This window comes from Methanothermobacter tenebrarum, from assembly GCF_023167465.1.
GTDB classification, from domain to species: Archaea; Methanobacteriota; Methanobacteria; order Methanobacteriales; family DSM-23052; genus Methanothermobacter_A; species Methanothermobacter_A tenebrarum.
Map to the genome: position 1 here is coordinate 989003 of NZ_AP025698.1, position 17651 is coordinate 1006653.

A 17651-nucleotide genomic window follows, 5' to 3' on the forward strand; every position below is an offset into this window, starting at 1 on the left:
ACTCCCCCAACTCTTTAGGCTGTTTTCTGTTTACCTTTATAGTAGCCGAATACATAGCCTATGATGAGGGCTCCTATAGTCGCTTGCACTGCGAAGAGCAGACTTTCTATTTCACCACTTGGGGGCTCCCATATGGGTTCAAACCATGGTTTGTAGCCGGTTTCTTCTATTATTTGGCTTGCCTTATCATCCGCGCCCCCGAAGTAGCCTTGTTCTTCCCCCAGGCCATTATAGAGTAGGAACGGTATAATGCAAATGAATGCGACGATTATCAGCATTATAATATGCCTTTTCTCCATTTTAATCACCCTGTGCTTGTCGGTTTTCTAATTAGCAGGTTTAGTTTTTCTGTGATGTCTGGTTTCAATTTTAGGATGTTTTCGAACACCACCACTGTGAGTAATCCTTCAGCTATCCCGAGGGGTACTTGCGTGTATGCGAATATTAACATAAACTTTGAAGCTGCCGCCATCAAGGTGGGTGTTGGGAATGCTAGGGCTAACTGGAATGATGTTGTTACATAGGTCATGATATCACCTAGGAACGCTGCAAAGAAAACTGCAACTGAAGTTGGTAGGTTTAGTTTCATGGACCCCCTGTATGTTAGCCATGCGAATACTGGGCCTATTATACCCATCGAGAATGTGTTAGCGCCTAATGTTGTTAACCCTCCATGGGCTAATAGGAGAGCCTGGAATATGAGTACTATGCTCGCCATTACCGTGGTTATCCATGGTCCGAATAGTATTGCGCCTAGTCCGTTTCCTGTGGGGTGTGAGCAGCTTCCCGTGACTGATGGCATTTTAAGGGAGGATAATATGAATATGAATGCTCCGCTCACTGCAAGTAATGGTTTTGATTCTGGGAGTTCATCCGCGACCTTTTTTATCCTTGTTATACCGTATATGATAACCGGTACTGATATGGCATACCAGAGGATGCACCATTGCCATGGTAGAAAACCTTCCATGATATGCAAGAATATCACCATCTTTTATTTTTTTTAAAGTAAACTTGAATAAGAGTTCGGGTTAGATCCCCTATAAATATTTTTCCCCCCAAACTTATCCGAAGAAAAATAAGCCCCCCGCCTATAAAATAAGTAATCTGGAAACATTACCGCAGCTTTATTGGTATCTGGAAAGTGCCTACACTCACACCACCAAGACCAACTCCACATATTATCTCCAGTCTGTTCCCCGAAGACTTGTAGGATCCTGTTTCCATTTCAAGGTAACTTGTCGTATTCCTTATAACATTGAAACTAGTTGATTCAAATGTGACTCCTCCAATGTCAACATTTGCCACAATCCTAAGAGGGTATGATGGGTCCATCTGAGCTACCGTTACACCACCAATAGTAACATTCGTAACTATCGAACCATTACCTTTAAATTCTGGGTTTAATAATGCTATAGAGAATCCTCCAGTGTTCACATTCATCGACACGTTCTTGAATGTTGCTTTATCGACTAGCAGCGTCCCCCCACCAGCATATTGAATCGTTGAATTTACCTTATCAACCTTTGAATCGTTTCCAAGGACTAGTGTGATTCCACCAACCTTGCTCCGAGTAGTTACATTGTAGATATACCTATTCGACAATAGGATATTCACAGAACCCTCATCTAATCCCATATCAACGTTGAGAGTGTCGCCTTCAACTGTATAATTGACTATGGGCTTAGCATCCTCAAGACCTCTCTCAGTTTCAATAGAATAAATAAAATCCGTACCATTCTCAAACTTCACAGCCACCCCTGATACATTAGATTCAACATTTATATTCACCCGTTTTATGCCTGATACTTGACTCTCATTTAAAGTGAAGGCATCCTTGATAGTCTTCTCCTCCGGTGGCCTGAAAAGTGGCGCCACCACCCCAGTTAAAAACGCCACTACTAATACCATGATAATTATGGTGCTGAAAAATTTCTCAAAATTCACTGGAACACCCCCACGAGCATCATTACCCCTATTATTACAAGGGCCGGTACTCCAAGAACCGATAAGAATGATCTCCCAAAACCGATCCTGTGCTCAATGCTTACAGCCGTTGACCCGATTATAATAGCCCAAATATACATTATGACAAAGAGCATGGCTGATGTGAAAATTGTCCCAATCAATATTAGTGTCATTAGAGCGAATATCCCGAGGATGAATGGCGCTGCTGAAAACCCCATGAGCTTAATGGTATTTGTAAGGCTCCCCTCTCCCTTAAAGACGAAAACTGCGACAACATGTGAAATAATAGCCCATACTATAAGTTTTAATAATGCTATCACCGTGACCACCACGGCAAAGGCTATTGGGAAAACTATCCACACCCCAGTTATCGCGGATACCACTCCACCTAACATAAAACCAAGGAATGCGCACATGAAAATGTAAAGGTACAAGCCTTGGTTTTCCAAACCCTTATCCTTCACAGCCTTAAAAGTCTCCTCTGGGGAGACCAAGACCTTTAGAAGGTCCCTGGAGAAATTCGCCACAATTTTAACCAGAAAAGACACCTCCACGTCCTCTTCTAGGGGGATAATCTGTCTATGAGAGGAAAATCCGGTTTCCTATATGAGACTTTCCAGGGTACCACCCCCCCACAATGGTAGAATGTTTCCCAAAGGTTGTATATAACCCTTTTTAATGAACCACCCTTCACCCCCATCAGATGTCGCTTCCTGCTTCAATGATGAGAGGCAAGAACATGGACTAGTGGGGAATGTCCCAGCCCGTTTCAAATATTCGGTTTATCAGATGATAATCCCCCGGGCTTGTGCCCTCCTGATTATCCTACTGGCTCCTTTAGCCCTTATAGGATAGGGTAAACTGAACACACACTAAATAAATCTTTTCTGGGCTCATGGGTTCTCCGCTGATAAAGTTAAAACCCGGGAATGTTTACTATTATGAGATTATTAGAGTGAAGAAAGGGAAATCAAATGCTTTCAGCGATTTTCTTTCTGATTTTTTCCTTTTCAACAACCTTTAGGTTCAGATCATCCACCACCTTTTGGAAGTCCTTCCATCTTATATTAAGCCATCTCGAATACTCATGGAATAACTCCTTTTCAATCAGAGCACTCCTATCTACTCTTATTTTATGTTTTGGCAGTTCTTTTCTGAGCCGCCATCTTGCATCCTTGTATGGTTGGACTTCGAGGACGGCCTCCTCCATATTCTTACCCTCGAATATCATCTTAAGGAGAATCTCCAAGATTAGGTTTATCCTATCCGGGACTCCTACCGTATCCCCCCTCAGTGATATTCTCCTCCTTTTGACTCTTATCCCATTTTCCTGGAGTTTTTCACCTATCCTGGGGGTGGCGCCTTTTTTGTCACCTGTTTTATCAACTATACCCCCTATTATGAAAGCCCTTGAAGTGAGCTCCTCAGGTCTTATATCCTCCTCTGCCCATAGGTCTAGGAGTGTCGCCTCTATAATCCCATTTTCAGCCAAAAATTTATGCGTGGGGCCCCTGAAGCCTGTTATCCTCTGGAGTGGGAAGTGCATGGAAGATTCCGCTCTCTTGTTAAGCCATGTGAGCACCAGTCTTTCACCCCATAGATAATCCCTTATAAGCCCATAGGATTGGTTTAATTGGAGAGCAAGCTTTCTTTTCTCCTTAGGTGTGTGCCGGTCCCAATACATTAAGTCTATTATAAAATAAGGGTGTTCATATTTTGAAAGTTCGCCTTTGATTTCTTCTATCCCTACCAGAATATCCTCATGGTCACCTTGTGAATAAGCGAACTGGCTGGATCCTACAAGCTCGCCATCTAAGCTCCAGGCTGGTTTCACAGGATCTTCTAATCTTACTATCACCCCTTTCCCATCCAAGATTGAAATAGCCATCTCCTGGAATGGATCATCCCCTCCCAGCCTATGAAGACTCCCAATCTTATCTATACCTTCACTCCTTAACAACTCCTTGAATATCATACCGAGACTCTTCATAGGAGGACACCTCCACATGGGGATAGTATCCTATGAACAGCCCCCCAAATCTAGGGTTTTTGAACCCTTCGTCAAAAAAAGAAGAGAATCTTCCAGTCTATTAGGATATTATCTTCCCTTGAAGATAAATATGATATGCTATTATATTCTACTATTATGAAGATAAAAAATAATATAATTTTAGCAATGGATTTAACAGACCCCTCAGAGGCTCTCAGGGTAACAGGCCAGGTAATAGATTATATAGACACGGTTAAGATAGGTTATCCGCTTGTACTCTCCGCGGGGATGGGATGCATACAAGAATTCAAAGAAGAATTACAATGCAAGGTCATAGCAGACTTTAAAGTTGCTGACATACCCGAGACAAACGAGAAAATCTGTAACATAACATTTGAGCATGGTGCAGATGCCATCATAGTACATGGTTTCACAGGCCCCGACAGTATAAAAGCTTGCATGGACGCCGCCAACAAAAAAGGGGGGGAAATATTCCTACTCGTGGACATGTCACATCCAGGATCCGGAAAGTTCATAGGCAGGGTATCAGAGGAAATGGCAAGACTCGGAGTACAACTAGGAGTGGAAAATTATGTGGCCCCAGCCACGAAACCTGAAAGTCTCATGGGGATAAGGCGCATAGTAGGTGAAGGGGCGTTCATCATATCCCCTGGTGTGGGATTCCAGGGTGGTGAAGCCACTGAAACACTAAAATTTGCAAATGCCATCATAGTCGGGAGGACGATCTACCTTTCAAAAAATCCGAGAAAGACAATAGAGGAACTTATAAAGATCCTAGGAGATGTTCATCAAACCGGCCCGTGAACTCATAGGATAATTCAAATAACAAGAAGAATATGAAGGAACACCATCCTATCCCATGTATCCACACTATAAAGTATGGGACTATTACAAGGGCTAATATTCCCATTTTAAGGATTAAACGATACTCAAATATCATGGAAAGATAACCCCCACCTTGTAGCCGGTCATGTCCAAACTCGTCCAAGAAGGCCCCGAGGACGCACACAAGCAAAGTCACCGGTTCAAGGACTGGTAACCCCCCCATGAGGGCTACTAGGAGGAAGAGGGCCCCTGCAAGGAAGTGGTTTAAGTTATCGATTTTACCAGCTAATAGGGTGCCTATAAATACCCCAAAGAATATATATGGGGCGTCAGAGCTTATAGTGACGAGTAATCCGACGAAGGCGCCGCAGAGGATCCCTGTGATGGCCCCAGCTATCCTAGTTGTGGTGTCATCGGCAAGATCGTCAGCAAGCTTCATAAGAAAACCAGAAGAAAAATATAAAAGCGGTTCTATCATACCCATTTCCTTCTCTCTTTGTGTAAGGGCTAAAGTGCGCCTGCCAGTATCAGTGGGAATAATATTGTAGCATCACCTATAACAGTCACTAGTTTAGAGTCTGTCTGCGCTTTTGCCCATGTTCTAGCCTCTTCTAATGGGGCTCCGCTAAGGCTTCCCGCCTCGCTCCTGTCCATGATTATCTGGATAGCCGCATCAACTCCCCCTCTGAGTATGGTTGATGCCAGAGTATAATGTTTAGGCACACCACCACCTAATATTATGGCACCTATCCTCTCGGATTCGAATACCAGATCTGACAGATGGTGCATATCAGCTACCGCGTCAAGGCATAACTGGTTTTCCTGGGTGAACATCCAAAGTTGGAGTCCTATCATACTATCGATTATCCCAGGGGCATAGATTGGTATGTTATTATCAGTTGCATTTTTTATTATGGAATTTTCATCCTGGATGTGTTTTCCTATCTCATGGATAAATTCTCTTATGGAAAAAACCTGCCTAGTGGAAGTTATCGATTCTAGGATCTTTGATATTCTCTCCTCGAAAACTTCGAAGTCTTCCGTTTTTGTGTAAATGTCCTTGATATGGCCCACTTTTGCCTCGCCGGGTTGGAGGTTGTGGTAGTGTCCGCCACCGAATGCCTCCAGTAGGTCATGGGTTAAGTTAGCCCCACTTGTGATAAGGGCTTGGATTCTACCCTCCCTTAGAAGGTCTGATATGATCCTTCGCATGCCACCAGCTACAAGGGGTCCTGCCATGCTAAGGAAGATGTTCATTTTATTGTCTTGGAACATTTCAGATAACAGTCTGGTGGCCTTGTATACTCTCCCAGCTCCAAGGACTCCCGCCCGGCCCATTTCATCTATTAGTTCTTTGACTTTCATTTCACCCTTTATTGTCATGTGTTGGACTCTCATGGTCATTTTCCTACCTGTTTTTGAGTCCTGAGATCGCATCTAGTATGTCTGTGCGTGTCACGATCCCTATGGGCCTCTTTTTAGAATCTACTAGGATTAGGCGGCCTATGTTGTGTTTGTTCATTATCTCTATCGCATCTGATATCATAACTGTCTTGTCAACTGTTACTATGCTGGTTGACATGATATCAGCGACTTTACATTGGTCCTTGCCTTCTGCTATTGCCCTGTTTATGTCGCTGAGTGTCAGCATCCCCACTATCTTGTCGTCTTCCGTTACTGGGGCGCCCTCAATGTTTTTCTCTGACAGTATCCTCGCCACTTCTTTAAGTGTCATTTCTGGTTTTATTGTCACCAGATCCTGGGTTGCCACTTCCATCACCGTCTTCTGTGGTATGCTCCTGATACCAGTCGTGTCTAGCAATATCATGTTATCCATATCATCTCTACCCACTATGATACCATCCACCACGAGCTTGTTCACCGGGGTTGGCCCCACCCTTATCCTGTCTCCCAGATCAAGATTTTTTATGCTGCCAACTACCTTTATGGCTGCTTCACATTCTCCTGGGTGTGGTATGCTTGTGAATTCTATCTTTGAAACTGAAAGGTCTTCAAGTTTTTCCCCGTTCTTGTAGATGGGGACCTGGGCTTTCATCTCCATGGGTGATATCTCAAGGTATTGGAATGCTTTTATTGTCGGCTTGTACCCGCCCCTGGGCCCTGGAACCCCCTTCACAAGGCCCAGGCTCCTCAGTGCCTGCATCTGGTTCCTTATAGTCCCCGGGTTCCTGTTCATTATCGCCGCTATCTCCTCGCCCTTGATAGATTTTCCATCAGCTTTTTTGTAAAGGTTGATGAGCGTTTGCAGTATCTCTTTCTGGACAGCCGTTAACATCTATAACACCTAAAATCATATCTATTATGAACAATAATTATAATTGTTTTTTAATATTAACTTGTCCCCAATATTTTTATCGGAGATCATCCAGCATCTAAAATTTTTTGACAAAAATTACACCACCGATATGGGGAGACTCCCCATTTCATGACAGAGGAAAACCCCCCAAGTGACCTCTTCTACCGGGGGGTTCACACTTTCATATCCTAGGGTAGTTTGGAATCGCCAAAGTGGGAGATAAACCCTTGAAGAAGCCCCATCCAAAAAAGCTCCTAAAAGGAGAAGGCTAAAAAAAAGGAACTGATGGGATACCTAACATCAGAGGACAAAACAAGTATCCTGCCAATAGGAGGTTAAGTGGAGAATTATGAAACCACCCTGGCTGAGACCCCCCCAGAATATTATGAATCTATAGGCTGGGTTCTGAAACATGCCCCCTCAGAAGTTTAATCATCACCCTAGAAAATATACCTTTTTTCTAACAATCTCTTAAAGACCGGGATGGTGAAAAATATCAGATTACTCCAAGCATATAAATAAGGGGATAAGCTCATCGCCATGATAGAGCATGTTGGTAAGATGAGACTATTGGCCCTTATAAATTTTATCCTCCTCGCATCAACATCATCTACCAGACCTTTTTTAACGGAATAATCCCAGTTAATATAAGATAGGGTTCCTACCAATAGTTGATTAACCTGGAATATTATATTAGCTGTGAAGTAACTGGCACCATATTCTGAGACCATTTCAGTGGAGAATGGTATCATAGCTATAAAGATCAAGGAGAAAATATTTATAGTTATCAGGGTAGGGTTTGTGCGTTTGATAAAATTGAACTGCTGATGATTAACACGCCACAAGCCACCCAGTATCCAGAAGGAGAAAAAATAGCAAAAAAACTGGGGCCATAACACTCCAAGTTGTTGTTAGAATGCTGCTTCAGTTAAAGAATTGGAAATTCTTGGAACATCCAATGTTAATACGAGAAGTGTCATTGAAATAGCGAATATACCATCCACAAGTGTTTCAATACGACCAGTCCTCATCCACAAATTAGACATTGAATAAAATCTCCACATCATATAATATTAGTATTTCCATAGGATGATAGAAATTCTTAAAAGAAACTAGAGGGGGATGATAAACCATGAAGATTATCCTAGGTTTGCCAAAGGGTAGCCTGAATAATGTTAATCGCGGGAACACCTACCAGGTATTTGTAGATGCCGGATACGAGATCAGAGGCTATGAACCCGGAAAAGAAGAAAACGAGATCAGGATACTCAACGATCCTGAGATAAAAGCTTATCTTACAAGACCGCAGAGCGCCCCAGTAGAATTAAACAGGGGCATGTTAGATATTGCGATAATAGGCGACGACTGGGTGCGTGAAGAATCCATAAACAACAATAATATGATAAAGAAGATAGGCAGCCTAGAGTACGGTCAAACACGCCTAATAGTTGCAGTGCCCAAAGAAAAACCGTATAATTCCCTACAAGAGTTTTTCCTAGCCAATAGGGATCGTGAAACCCCAATATTATGCTTCACAGAATACCCCAACATCACAAGGGAATTCTTCATGAAAAACCCCGGTTACAAGGAAATATTCGGTGAAAGCACTCCAATGGTCCAGATAAGGGGTCTTAGGGATGGTGATAATGAAATGGTCCAGATAATAAACTCAGATGGAGCCACCGAAGTATATATTGCAAAGGGCGCCGACCTTATAGTGGATAATACACAGACCGGCACCAGCCTAAGGAAAGCCGGCCTAAAAATTATCGACACCATAATGGAATCCAGCGCAGGATTATACGCCGGGCCAACCTGCAAAGGAGAAAAGTTGGAGAAGGCTAAGATGATATATCAGCAATTATTCGGGGCTATAAAAGCCCGAGATTACTTTGACGTTAAATTCAATATAAAGAATGAAAAACTAGAAGATGTTAAAGAATTCCTAATCTCCAGAAGATATTGTTCACAAGAGCCGACAATAGTAAAGGGTATGAAATTCTCACAGGTAAACGTCCTAATACCAAAAAATAAATTCCCAGAGATGCTAAGCGGCATTAAAAGCCTTGGAGCATCATCCATAGTAAGGGAGAAAGTCAAACAATACGTGGAATAACAATAATCCATGGGGGAGTGGAAACTTTTATAATTTACAAATGTTTAAAATTTGGAGAGAGGATAAAAAAATGAAATTTGAAGACTTGTTTAAAGAATGTCCACGTTGCGGTTCCAAGGATAAGATAGTTAAAAGGAAGATAGTAGACGAACATAAGGCCTTCGCCACCCTCAGGGAGATTGTATGCGAAAAATGCGGGTACGTATTCCAAAAAGGGGAATAGGAGGGTTATTCCTTGGCTTTTCATGTTATGATAATCCCTACTATGAATTGTCCATCAAATTGTAGTTATTGTTGGGGTGTTGAACGGGACTCCACCATAATGAGCATAGACATTATAAAGAAGATCGTCTCCTGGCTTAAGGGTTTCAGGATGGAGCCAGTGACCTTCACATTCCATGGAGGCGAACCCCTACTGGCAGGTTACGAGTTCTACAAGGAGGCCCTCTCCCTACTGAGCGGGGAATTAGCCATGTTGAATCCTGCCTTCGCAATACAGACAAACCTTTGGTTAATGGATGATAGGTTGGCTAAGCTCTTCGCCAAGTATAATATACCCATCGGCTCCAGTTTAGATGGGCCAGAACAGATAAATGATTTTCAGAGAGGTGAGGGATATTTTAAGAAGACCATGCGCGGGTACGAGGTTGCCAGGAGACATGGTCTGAATGTGAGCTTTATTAGTACTTTCACCTCCTATTCCATAAATTTTAAGGAGGAGGTTTTCAAGTTCTTTTTGGAGAATGGTCTGAATCTTAAATTGCACCCGGCCTTACCGTCTCTTAAGAGTGAGGATCCTAGAGAGTGGAGTATAAGTGCTAGGGAGTATGGTGAGCTCCTTGTTTATCTTCTTGATGAGTATTTGTCCCATTTTGGCGAGATTGAGATAAAGAATCTTGACCATTTTGCCAAGAGCATGTTTATGAGGCGGGGTGTTGTATGCACCCTCGCAGATTGTGTTGGTAATACCTTTGCTGTGGATCCCCATGGTGATATATACCCCTGTTATCGTTTTGTGGAGATAAAGGATTATGTTATGGGTAATGTGGAGGATAAGCCGAGTATGGATGATCTTGAGGAGTCCGAAGCTTTGAGGAGGCTTAGGGATTGGAGAAGGCTCGTGGATGAGGAGTGTTCATCCTGTGATTATTATCGTTTTTGCCTTGGTGGGTGTCCATACAATGCCATAAATATTGTTGATGGTAGGATGGAGCTTGATGGTGTGGATCATCAGTGCGAAGCCTATAAGATGATATTTGGTGAGATGAAAAGGAGGGTTAACAGGGATTTCATGGTCCATGGGATTGAAGGTGGGGATAGGAAGGCTAGGATTATCGATTTGATGTTGAAAGAGCTTTAATCTGCTTTTTTTAGTTTGTTCCCGTTGCAGTAGTATATTTCTGCTGGTATGTTGAAGACTTCTAGTTGTAGTTTTATCGTCTCCACAAGGTCTGGGGTTGTGACTATCCAGAATCTTGTGCCGTTGTTGTTGAATCCGAATCTTCTCCATTTTCTCATGTTCTGTGATAACCTTTTCTGACCTTTAGTGATTTCTATGATTATGTCCTTGAAGCTTTTAACCGCGTAGATGTTTGGTTTGAATCCTTGGATTTTGGGTATGTGTTTTTCATTGCATTTTACAGTGTAGCCTTCTCTTTTTAAATGTTCGGTGATTGTTCTCTTTATTTTCTCATGGTCTCTTTTCTTCATTTTTTTATCCCCACCCACAACAACTTTCTTGAACATTGTTTATAATCTTGGATCTTATAGTATAAATACTTATAGGTTATCATGGATTTAATACACAAAAGATATATATAGGTTTCTATCAATTGAAATTCGTGGTGATAGCATGGGCGTGTTAGATGATGAAACCATAAAGATGAGATACATCGAACTAGTAAAAAAAGGTATAATAGAAGAGGACGAATGCGCATCCTATACAAAAAAGATAGACCTCAAACCCTGCATGAGAAAAAAAGTAGAAGAATTTAAAGATTTTTTCATACCAGGCACAGTCCTGGTCAGCGAAAGGGCATCCTACCGACTAAGGATAGGATACCCAATGGAATAAACTTATATTATAACGAACCTTCCCGCTTTTGTAATAGAATATTTTTCCAGGAGATGGGACTGCTTCACAAGTCCCATCTCTATAAGGTCGCTCAGATGCTTATAGACCATGGCCCTTGATACCCCAACCCTTTCTGCGATTTCTACAGCTGTTAAATTTTCATCCTCTAAAACCTCCAAGATTTTGAGTTTCGAATCTGAAATATCAAGCCTGGGTAGGGGTAATCTGACTGATGTTTCCCTGAAACATGTGAAGATAGCGTCAACACCCTCTTTAAAGGCTGCGAATGCTAAAAGACCCCCCAAATCGTCACCATTATAGGCTACATAGACTTCACCATGCTTTTTAGCCCCTCTTATGATCTCGGATATCTTATAACATGCCTTGAGTGGGTCCTCGGTTTCTATTTTTATAAGACCCCCCTTAACGAATTTTTCAAGGGATAAATCATCAAATTTTTCACTCTGGACTAATATCAGGCCATCTATCTTATTTTTCATTGTAACATCAAAGAGGCATCGGCCCCTTAAATTTGTAACAAGAGTCTTCATATAATCACCCTCCAATGATCTCATATATGATCATATCAATCTAATATAAGTATTGACTCATCCATGGTATGATTCTAATGGATGGGAAGGTTTAAATAAACCCCACAAAAAACCAAATTATTAGACTTCACACAACAAACTCCCAAGGGGATAACATGAAAAAGGAATTAGTAATCTCAGGAGATGACCTATCCACCCGGAAAATCAACAAAATGATAAAAGAAGGCCTAAAAGACAACACAAAAAAATTCATAATAGAAAACGACAAAAAGCTCGACTCACTCGTCGTGGGAATCCGAGAAGAAGCAGAATTCATACTAAAAGGAGAATTCGGCGACTTCATAGGAGCGCTCAACGACGGAGCCCATATAAAAATCATCGGAAACACAGGAAGATACATAGGAGACAACATGACATCAGGCGAAATAATAGTTGAAGGATCAGCCAAAGACGGCGTCGGATTCGGAACATACAACGGCACAATAGTAGTACACGGAGACGCGGGAAACGGCGTCGGACAACTAAACAAAGGAGGAACAATAATCATAGACGGAGACATAAAAGACCTCGCAGGATTATACATGCTAAGCGGTGACATAATAGTAACAGGAGACGCTGGAAAAGACACAGGAGACTGGATAATCGGAGGCAACATCTACATCGCAGGAGACTTCGAAACAGGAACCAACGCCAAGGTAAGCCAACTAGAAAAAGAAGACACACTAAAACTCTCAAAATTATTCTATAACTATGGAATAGAAGCCCAAGTAGAAGAATTCAAAAAAATACACCACAAAAAACTCCGCCCATTCTACGGCTAAAAAAAGGTGATCTAAATGGTTCAAATACTCCTAACAGACCCCGAAAAATGTGACGGATGCAACGAATGTATAGAAGCATGCGAAAAAATCACAGGCCACGCTTCAATCTTTTTAAATGAACTGGAAGACGGCTACCACGCCATCGTATGCCAACAATGCGTCGACCCAGCCTGTGCAAGAGGATGCTTCAGAGACGCCATAAGAAAAGAACACGGGATAGTTAAAATAGAACAAGAAGCATGCATAGGCTGCAAACTCTGCATGCTAATGTGTCCAATAGGCGCCATAACATACTCAAAAGACGGTATGATAAAATGCGACCAAAGTTGCATAGAAAAACCAGGTGACACACCAGCATGCGTAGCAGCATGCGAAAAAAAATGCCTAGAAGCAGTCGACGTGAGAGAAGTTGTAAGCGACATACAAAAGGGATTCGAATTAAAAGCTGCAACATCATCAAGTTCACTAACACCATCATCACCATCATCAGACCTCGCAGCAGCCACCCAAGGACTCTGCGTATTCTGCGGAACCTGCGAAATGGTATGCCCAGTAGACGCCATAAAAGTCGTGGACAACCACCCAGAAATAGACAGAAAAAAATGTATAATGTGTGGGTCATGCCTAGCAGCCTGCCCAGTACTATTACCAAGCGGCGCTGGGAGCATATGGGACCCAAGGACAATAGCAAACATAAGATACACATCCAAAGCCGGTAAATACGTCCTGAGGGGTTTCGGAACCGAAAGGAGACTGCCAAACTTCGACGACATACTAATAGTACCCGCACAAGCATCAATAGCACCAGTAGACAAATACAGAGAACCCTGTAACACCCAAGTAACCCTCGGGACAAGATACGCAGAAGAACCCCTCACACTCCAAACGCCAGTACTCATAGCAGGAATGTCATTCGGAGCACTCAGCAGAGAAAGCAAACTGGCACTGGCTAAAGGCTCAACGATGGTAGGATCCTGCGCCAACACAGGCGAAGGCGGCATGCTACCAGAAGAAAGAGAACTAGCAGACAAACTCATAGTACAATACTCATCAGGAAGATTCGGAGTCTCATCAGAATACCTAAACGTTGGAGATGCAATAGAAGTAAAGATAGGCCAAGGAGCCAAACCAGGAATGGGAGGACACCTACTAGCCGAAAAAGTAAGCCCAGAAGTCGCCAAAATCAGGGGCATACCCGAAGGTACAGACGCCCTAAGCCCTGCAAGATTTCTCGACGCAACAGACAAAAAAGACCTGGCAAAACACATAGAACTACTCAGAGAAGTCACAGACTGGAAAGTGCCCATCATAGTAAAATTCGGACCAGGAAGAGTATACGAGGATGTTAGGATAGCAGCAGAAGCCGGAGCCGATATAATAGCCGTGGATGGTATGGAAGGCGGAACCGGAGCGGCCCCAGAGGTTGTGATAGAACATACAGGTATACCAACACTCTCAGCACTGGTGCAGGCAGTGAACAGCCTCAAAGACATGGGCCTAAAGGATGAAATAGACCTAATAATAACCGGCGGCATAAGAAGTGGTGCAGACGTTGCCAAGGCAATGGCGATGGGGGCAGACGCAGTATATATTGGAACAGGTGCAATGATAGCAATGGGATGCCGAGCCTGCAGAATGTGCTACACAGGAAAATGTCCAGTTGGTGTTGCAACCCAAGACCCAGAACTGAGAAAAAGATTAGACGTCGACATAGCAGCAAGAAAAGTCGCAAATTACATAAAGGCCATGACAGAAGAAACCAAAATGCTAGCCCAACTCGCAGGACATGACGACATAAGACAATTCAACCCAGACGACCTACGCGCCCTAGACACGAACACAGCAGCAATAACCGGACTAAAACTAATAAACGAATAAAACCCAAAGGGCATAAAGGACCATCCTCTTACTCTTTTAAAGCCCCATCATATTATTTTCTCTTTGAAATTCTATAGAACAGGTATCCTATGGTTGCAAGGCCAAGGGTAACTATTGAACAGAATCCCAGGATTAAGCCTTTGACTATCAAAGGGGACCTGTGGTGCACCCTGTATATTTTTATACTGCTTCTCTTAAGCTTGGGCGCTTGCCCTTCTTTTTTAGAGGGGGTGGATGGTGCAGATTTCACTCGAGGTTGTCTGCATGGACTATAATAGTCCCCTTCACGCTCTTCCTCCAATCTGGCCTCATCCTCTTCATCTCCCACCAATAATAGAATTATTTAATCTTAGGGTTAATATTGTATGAATTCTATCATGGGGATAAGGTCTTGGGCGCTTTCTATTCTCTTTTTTATGTCTAGGTTTATGTAGGCTTTTCTCCCTGCACTGTAACTTGATGATAGTATGATCTGGTTGCCTATGATTTGGAAGCCGTCTACTGGGGTGTGTCCTACTATCATGGCGTTACATTTAACCCTGTCTAGGAATTCATCTATATCCTTTTCTAGGTAGGAGCCGTAACGGTTCCATAGCATCTCATAGACTGCTGGGCTTTGGTAGCCGTCTTCTTTTATTCTGATTATATCATCTAGGCCCTTTATGTGCTTTGACGGTCCTGCATGGCTTATAAACACCCTATTTTTTGTCCGGATGGCGAATGGGAGTTCTTTGAAGAATCTTTTGTAGGATTCAAATTTTTCGATCCATTTATCCCCGAATTTTTCTTTTAATAGCATTTCAAATTCTAGGCTCTGGTTTATACCACCTTTAAACACGTCTATTCCTGTGATGTGTGACCATTCATGGTTACCCAAGAGGAGGTAAAAGTTCTTATAACGCCTATAATATGCAATTAGGGTTTCCAGGATTTCTATTGACCCGTCCTCGTATCCCATGGAGTGTATGAAGTCTCCGGTGAAGACGATAGGCGATTCTCTGCCATGATCCTCTTCCCATATTCTAAGGTAAATTTTAAAGTCTGTGAAATTTCCATGGATATCAGTGACAACCAGTAGGTTTTCGTTGCTGCCAATTTCGATAAGACTTCCCTTGATTGACATGTACATCGACCATTCTTTTATGATGATAAAACCTATATATAATAATTATGAGGATCTCCCATATCTCCTTGAGTGATAAGATAACACTTCTAACATATGGTTGTAATTTCAAGTGCAAATATTGCTTCTTCAAACCGTTAGCTTACAAAAACTTGCCAATAAAAGAATTATATAAGATCATATACAATATGATGGGAGAATACGAGCTTTCGAGGATTATGATAGCGGGTGGCGAGCCAACTCTACAAGAAGACCTTCCAGGGTTGACAAAACTCTTAGATGGCAAATTTTACACGATATTATCCACTAACGGCTCCCATCTCCTTAAGATAATAGACGAATTAAAGGTTAATGAGGTTCATGTGAGCCTTAAAGCCTTCAATGACAAGAAACATAAGATTCTCACCTCCAAGTCGAACAACAGCACCCTCGAGGCCATAGAATACCTTGGAGAAAACAAGGAAGACCTCGGATTTAAAGTGGAAATCTCAACCGTACTCATACCAAATATTATAGAAATTTCCGAGATTGATAAAATTGCGAAATTCATTGGAGAATGGGATCTGCCATATCATATCATAGCCCATGTTCCCTCCAAGTTAAAGGCGCCAAGACCAACCAAGAAACTGATAGAGGAAGCGAAAAAAACTAGCAAAAAATACCTCTCAAAGGTGTCAACATCACTAGAATCCAGAAAGCATATAAAAGGAGAGAAGATAATAATCTAAATAGGTGCCTGGATATGAACTCAACAATCTTATCCCTCGTAACATTATTCATATTAGTCTTGGGAGTTTTTGTAGTTGCAGCAGAAAATCAGACAACAAATGAGTCTGTAGGGAATAAATCAAAGAGTGCGAATAATACAAGTGTACAACCATTATCATTGTGGGTGTCTGTTAATGTAGAGCCCTCGGTTTTAAATCTTGGGACAGTACCCCCAGATGGTATAGAGAGAAGCTATCCGGAGGTTGCAACCGTAACAGTAATATATTTTTTGGCTTTTAATGATCGTCTTTCTGTGAGGGCGAGTGGCGATTTAGTAAATGCGGACGGTTCGACCATCCCCTTGTCGAATCTTAAGTTCAGCACACCCAATGTTCCTAAAAGATCCTTCACAACATCAGATTATACCATATTAACCTATAGCGGTTTGCGGGGTTCTCGTACAGTCCCTATAAGTTTCTATATAACAGTACCATTTTATAGTGACCCTGGAACCTATTCCGTCACTATAATCTATACAGCAACCTAACATACTTCACCTTCCCTAATTGCTTTATACCCACTATTGTGACAATTGTCACAAGATCTCCTTTTTTAAGTTCCAATTTTCACATAAATAGAAAATCTTAAATACAATACAAATCAATTAACAATTATAAAATAACCAGTCAAGGGTGATCTTATTGAATGGGAAAATAGGAGGACTACTGGCACTGCTAGTGGCCCTAACAGTAGCTATCGCAATAGGAACATATGACACATCATCCGCCGCCACTGCAGAGCAGACAGTAACCGTAACAGTACCAGAGGCCATATCAATAGAAGTCACCAACCCATTAGACTTTGGCAGCATAAGTGCAGGTAGTACCGGAGATAGTCCAGAGTATACTATTAAAAATACGGGGAACGTTAAGATAGACCTCTATGCAAAAAACAAATGATACAGATTTCAGGCCAACCACCGAAAATGTAACAGATACCATACCCATAGATGGTAACTACAAGATAAAGAGTAACGTAACTGGAAATTTCGAACAACTTTTAACTACCAATACGAAGATTTATGATAACATGAACAAGGCCCAGCAGGGCACAGGTACACCAACAACATGGACTACACTCCAGAGACTCACGGTACCATCATTCACAGAAGCTGGACAATACATAATAACGGTAATCTATACTGCTGTGAAACACAACGCACCAGCACCATAAAATATATAATGTTCTTTTTTCTATTT

The 17651-nt window shown here is 42.1% G+C and carries 23 protein-coding genes and 1 pseudogene; 11 read left to right on the top strand and 13 right to left on the bottom strand.

Features of this window, described 5'->3' with window-relative positions; genetic code table 11:
• Positions 1–14: 14 nt before the first annotated feature.
• The 5 genes from MTTB_RS05465 to MTTB_RS05485 form a co-directional block, all read right to left on the bottom strand.
• Positions 15–299, bottom strand: coding sequence for an energy-coupling factor ABC transporter substrate-binding protein (locus tag MTTB_RS05465; protein WP_248564026.1), 285 nt, complete (start codon positions 297–299; stop codon positions 15–17).
• 5 nt (positions 300–304) lie between these two features.
• Positions 305–979, bottom strand: coding sequence for a cobalt ECF transporter S component CbiM (cbiM, locus tag MTTB_RS05470; protein WP_248564027.1), 675 nt, complete (start codon positions 977–979; stop codon positions 305–307).
• A 137-nt stretch (positions 980–1116) separates the two neighbouring features.
• The gene (locus tag MTTB_RS05475) at positions 1117–1947 is read right to left on the bottom strand and encodes a hypothetical protein (RefSeq protein WP_248564028.1); all 831 of its coding nucleotides are present in this window, start codon (positions 1945–1947) and stop codon (positions 1117–1119) included.
• A complete protein-coding gene (locus tag MTTB_RS05480; protein ID WP_248564029.1) occupies positions 1944–2495 on the bottom strand; it encodes a YIP1 family protein in 552 nt (183 codons plus the stop codon). Before MTTB_RS05480 ends, MTTB_RS05475 begins: the two co-directional genes overlap by 4 nt.
• Before the next feature lie 443 nt (positions 2496–2938).
• Positions 2939–3958 carry a hypothetical protein gene (locus MTTB_RS05485; protein ID WP_248564030.1) on the bottom strand — a complete coding sequence of 340 codons (1020 nt, stop codon included), beginning with the start codon at positions 3956–3958 and terminating at the stop codon, positions 2939–2941.
• A gap of 156 nt (positions 3959–4114) precedes the next feature.
• Here MTTB_RS05485 and pyrF point away from each other — a divergent pair, with 156 nt between their 5' ends.
• Entirely contained in the window at positions 4115–4783 is a 669-nt protein-coding gene (pyrF, locus tag MTTB_RS05490) for an orotidine-5'-phosphate decarboxylase (protein ID WP_248564031.1), read from the top strand.
• On the opposite strand, the gene MTTB_RS05495 is transcribed toward pyrF, so the two are convergent.
• The 4 genes and pseudogenes from MTTB_RS05495 to MTTB_RS08370 all read right to left on the bottom strand — a co-directional run bounded on the left by MTTB_RS05495 (position 4743) and on the right by MTTB_RS08370 (position 8188).
• Positions 4743–5243, bottom strand: coding sequence for a hypothetical protein (locus MTTB_RS05495; RefSeq protein ID WP_248564032.1), 501 nt, complete (start codon positions 5241–5243; stop codon positions 4743–4745). The two genes, pyrF and MTTB_RS05495, sit on opposite strands and share 41 nt — an antisense overlap.
• A 68-nt stretch (positions 5244–5311) precedes the next feature.
• Positions 5312–6202, bottom strand: a complete 891-nt coding sequence (locus tag MTTB_RS05500; protein ID WP_248565285.1) for a deoxyhypusine synthase — start codon at positions 6200–6202, stop codon at positions 5312–5314.
• Positions 6203–6212: 10 nt separating this feature from the next.
• Positions 6213–7100: a CBS domain-containing protein gene (locus MTTB_RS05505; protein ID WP_248564033.1), complete on the bottom strand. Its 888-nt coding sequence runs from the start codon at positions 7098–7100 to the stop codon at positions 6213–6215.
• A gap of 461 nt (positions 7101–7561) precedes the next feature.
• A pseudogene (locus MTTB_RS08370) lies at positions 7562–8188 on the bottom strand (TMEM175 family protein).
• 65 nt (positions 8189–8253) lie between these two features.
• Between MTTB_RS08370 and hisG the strand changes: the two are divergent.
• The 3 genes from hisG to MTTB_RS05530 all read left to right on the top strand — a co-directional run bounded on the left by hisG (position 8254) and on the right by MTTB_RS05530 (position 10597).
• A complete protein-coding gene (hisG, locus tag MTTB_RS05520; protein WP_248564034.1) occupies positions 8254–9237 on the top strand; it encodes an ATP phosphoribosyltransferase in 984 nt (327 codons plus the stop codon).
• Positions 9238–9307: 70 nt separating this feature from the next.
• Positions 9308–9460: a TIGR04165 family Cys-rich peptide gene (locus tag MTTB_RS05525; protein ID WP_248564035.1), complete on the top strand. Its 153-nt coding sequence runs from the start codon at positions 9308–9310 to the stop codon at positions 9458–9460.
• A gap of 12 nt (positions 9461–9472) precedes the next feature.
• A complete protein-coding gene (locus MTTB_RS05530; protein ID WP_428343359.1) occupies positions 9473–10597 on the top strand; it encodes a TIGR04083 family peptide-modifying radical SAM enzyme in 1125 nt (374 codons plus the stop codon).
• Here the strand turns inward: MTTB_RS05530 and MTTB_RS05535 are convergent.
• A complete protein-coding gene (locus tag MTTB_RS05535) occupies positions 10594–10947 on the bottom strand; it encodes a hypothetical protein (RefSeq protein ID WP_248564036.1) in 354 nt (117 codons plus the stop codon). The genes MTTB_RS05530 and MTTB_RS05535 overlap by 4 nt on opposite strands.
• 142 nt (positions 10948–11089) lie before the next feature.
• Between MTTB_RS05535 and MTTB_RS05540 the strand changes: the two genes are divergently transcribed.
• On the top strand, positions 11090–11311 hold the full coding sequence (locus MTTB_RS05540) for a hypothetical protein (RefSeq protein ID WP_248564037.1): 222 nt from the start codon (positions 11090–11092) through the stop codon (positions 11309–11311).
• A 2-nt stretch (positions 11312–11313) separates the two neighbouring features.
• Here MTTB_RS05540 and MTTB_RS05545 read toward each other — a convergent pair whose 3' ends face one another.
• On the bottom strand, positions 11314–11862 hold the full coding sequence (locus tag MTTB_RS05545; RefSeq protein ID WP_248564038.1) for an ArsR family transcriptional regulator: 549 nt from the start codon (positions 11860–11862) through the stop codon (positions 11314–11316).
• Between the two features lie 155 nt (positions 11863–12017).
• Between MTTB_RS05545 and MTTB_RS05550 the strand changes: the two genes are divergently transcribed.
• Both MTTB_RS05550 and MTTB_RS05555 read left to right on the top strand, forming a co-directional pair.
• Positions 12018–12683, top strand: a complete 666-nt coding sequence (locus tag MTTB_RS05550) for a GltB/FmdC/FwdC-like GXGXG domain-containing protein (RefSeq protein WP_248564039.1) — start codon at positions 12018–12020, stop codon at positions 12681–12683.
• Between the two features lie 15 nt (positions 12684–12698).
• Positions 12699–14561, top strand: a complete 1863-nt coding sequence (locus MTTB_RS05555) for a glutamate synthase-related protein (RefSeq protein WP_248564040.1) — start codon at positions 12699–12701, stop codon at positions 14559–14561.
• 52 nt (positions 14562–14613) lie between these two features.
• Here the strand turns inward: MTTB_RS05555 and MTTB_RS05560 are convergent, their stop codons facing one another.
• The gene (locus MTTB_RS05560) at positions 14614–14892 is read right to left on the bottom strand and encodes a hypothetical protein (RefSeq protein ID WP_248564041.1); all 279 of its coding nucleotides are present in this window, start codon (positions 14890–14892) and stop codon (positions 14614–14616) included.
• A 24-nt stretch (positions 14893–14916) separates the two neighbouring features.
• Positions 14917–15684: a metallophosphoesterase family protein gene (locus tag MTTB_RS05565; RefSeq protein ID WP_248564042.1), complete on the bottom strand. Its 768-nt coding sequence runs from the start codon at positions 15682–15684 to the stop codon at positions 14917–14919.
• Positions 15685–15752: 68 nt separating this feature from the next.
• Here MTTB_RS05565 and MTTB_RS05570 point away from each other — a divergent pair, with 68 nt between their 5' ends.
• The 4 genes from MTTB_RS05570 to MTTB_RS05585 all read left to right on the top strand — a co-directional run bounded on the left by MTTB_RS05570 (position 15753) and on the right by MTTB_RS05585 (position 17625).
• Entirely contained in the window at positions 15753–16412 is a 660-nt protein-coding gene (locus tag MTTB_RS05570; RefSeq protein WP_248564043.1) for a radical SAM protein, read from the top strand.
• A 14-nt stretch (positions 16413–16426) separates the two neighbouring features.
• Positions 16427–16939, top strand: a complete 513-nt coding sequence (locus MTTB_RS05575; protein WP_248564044.1) for a hypothetical protein — start codon at positions 16427–16429, stop codon at positions 16937–16939.
• Positions 16940–17093: 154 nt separating this feature from the next.
• Positions 17094–17351 carry a hypothetical protein gene (locus MTTB_RS05580; RefSeq protein WP_248564045.1) on the top strand — a complete coding sequence of 86 codons (258 nt, stop codon included), beginning with the start codon at positions 17094–17096 and terminating at the stop codon, positions 17349–17351.
• Complete coding sequence (locus MTTB_RS05585; protein ID WP_248564046.1) at positions 17335–17625, top strand: hypothetical protein; 291 nt, start codon at positions 17335–17337, stop codon at positions 17623–17625. The genes MTTB_RS05580 and MTTB_RS05585 overlap by 17 nt, the downstream gene beginning before the upstream one ends.
• The last annotated feature ends 26 nt before the right edge of the window (positions 17626–17651 follow it).

Excerpts from the sequence above, each read along its gene's own strand:
- MTTB_RS05465 (WP_248564026.1), bottom strand. The coding sequence starts at position 299 with ATGGAGAAAAGGCATATTATAATGCTGATAATCGTCGCATTCATTTGC.
- MTTB_RS05485 (WP_248564030.1), bottom strand. The coding sequence starts at position 3,958 with ATGAAGAGTCTCGGTATGATATTCAAGGAGTTGTTAAGGAGTGAAGGT.
- pyrF (WP_248564031.1), top strand. The coding sequence starts at position 4,115 with ATGAAGATAAAAAATAATATAATTTTAGCAATGGATTTAACAGACCCC.
- MTTB_RS05495 (WP_248564032.1), bottom strand. The coding sequence starts at position 5,243 with ATGAAGCTTGCTGACGATCTTGCCGATGACACCACAACTAGGATAGCT.
- MTTB_RS05500 (WP_248565285.1), bottom strand. The coding sequence starts at position 6,202 with ATGAGAGTCCAACACATGACAATAAAGGGTGAAATGAAAGTCAAAGAA.
- MTTB_RS05505 (WP_248564033.1), bottom strand. The coding sequence starts at position 7,100 with ATGTTAACGGCTGTCCAGAAAGAGATACTGCAAACGCTCATCAACCTT.
- hisG (WP_248564034.1), top strand. The coding sequence starts at position 8,254 with ATGAAGATTATCCTAGGTTTGCCAAAGGGTAGCCTGAATAATGTTAAT.
- MTTB_RS05525 (WP_248564035.1), top strand. The coding sequence starts at position 9,308 with ATGAAATTTGAAGACTTGTTTAAAGAATGTCCACGTTGCGGTTCCAAG.
- MTTB_RS05535 (WP_248564036.1), bottom strand. The coding sequence starts at position 10,947 with ATGAAGAAAAGAGACCATGAGAAAATAAAGAGAACAATCACCGAACAT.
- MTTB_RS05540 (WP_248564037.1), top strand. The coding sequence starts at position 11,090 with ATGGGCGTGTTAGATGATGAAACCATAAAGATGAGATACATCGAACTA.
- MTTB_RS05545 (WP_248564038.1), bottom strand. The coding sequence starts at position 11,862 with ATGAAGACTCTTGTTACAAATTTAAGGGGCCGATGCCTCTTTGATGTT.
- MTTB_RS05550 (WP_248564039.1), top strand. The coding sequence starts at position 12,018 with ATGAAAAAGGAATTAGTAATCTCAGGAGATGACCTATCCACCCGGAAA.
- MTTB_RS05555 (WP_248564040.1), top strand. The coding sequence starts at position 12,699 with ATGGTTCAAATACTCCTAACAGACCCCGAAAAATGTGACGGATGCAAC.
- MTTB_RS05565 (WP_248564042.1), bottom strand. The coding sequence starts at position 15,684 with ATGTCAATCAAGGGAAGTCTTATCGAAATTGGCAGCAACGAAAACCTA.
- MTTB_RS05575 (WP_248564044.1), top strand. The coding sequence starts at position 16,427 with ATGAACTCAACAATCTTATCCCTCGTAACATTATTCATATTAGTCTTG.
- MTTB_RS05585 (WP_248564046.1), top strand. The coding sequence starts at position 17,335 with ATGCAAAAAACAAATGATACAGATTTCAGGCCAACCACCGAAAATGTA.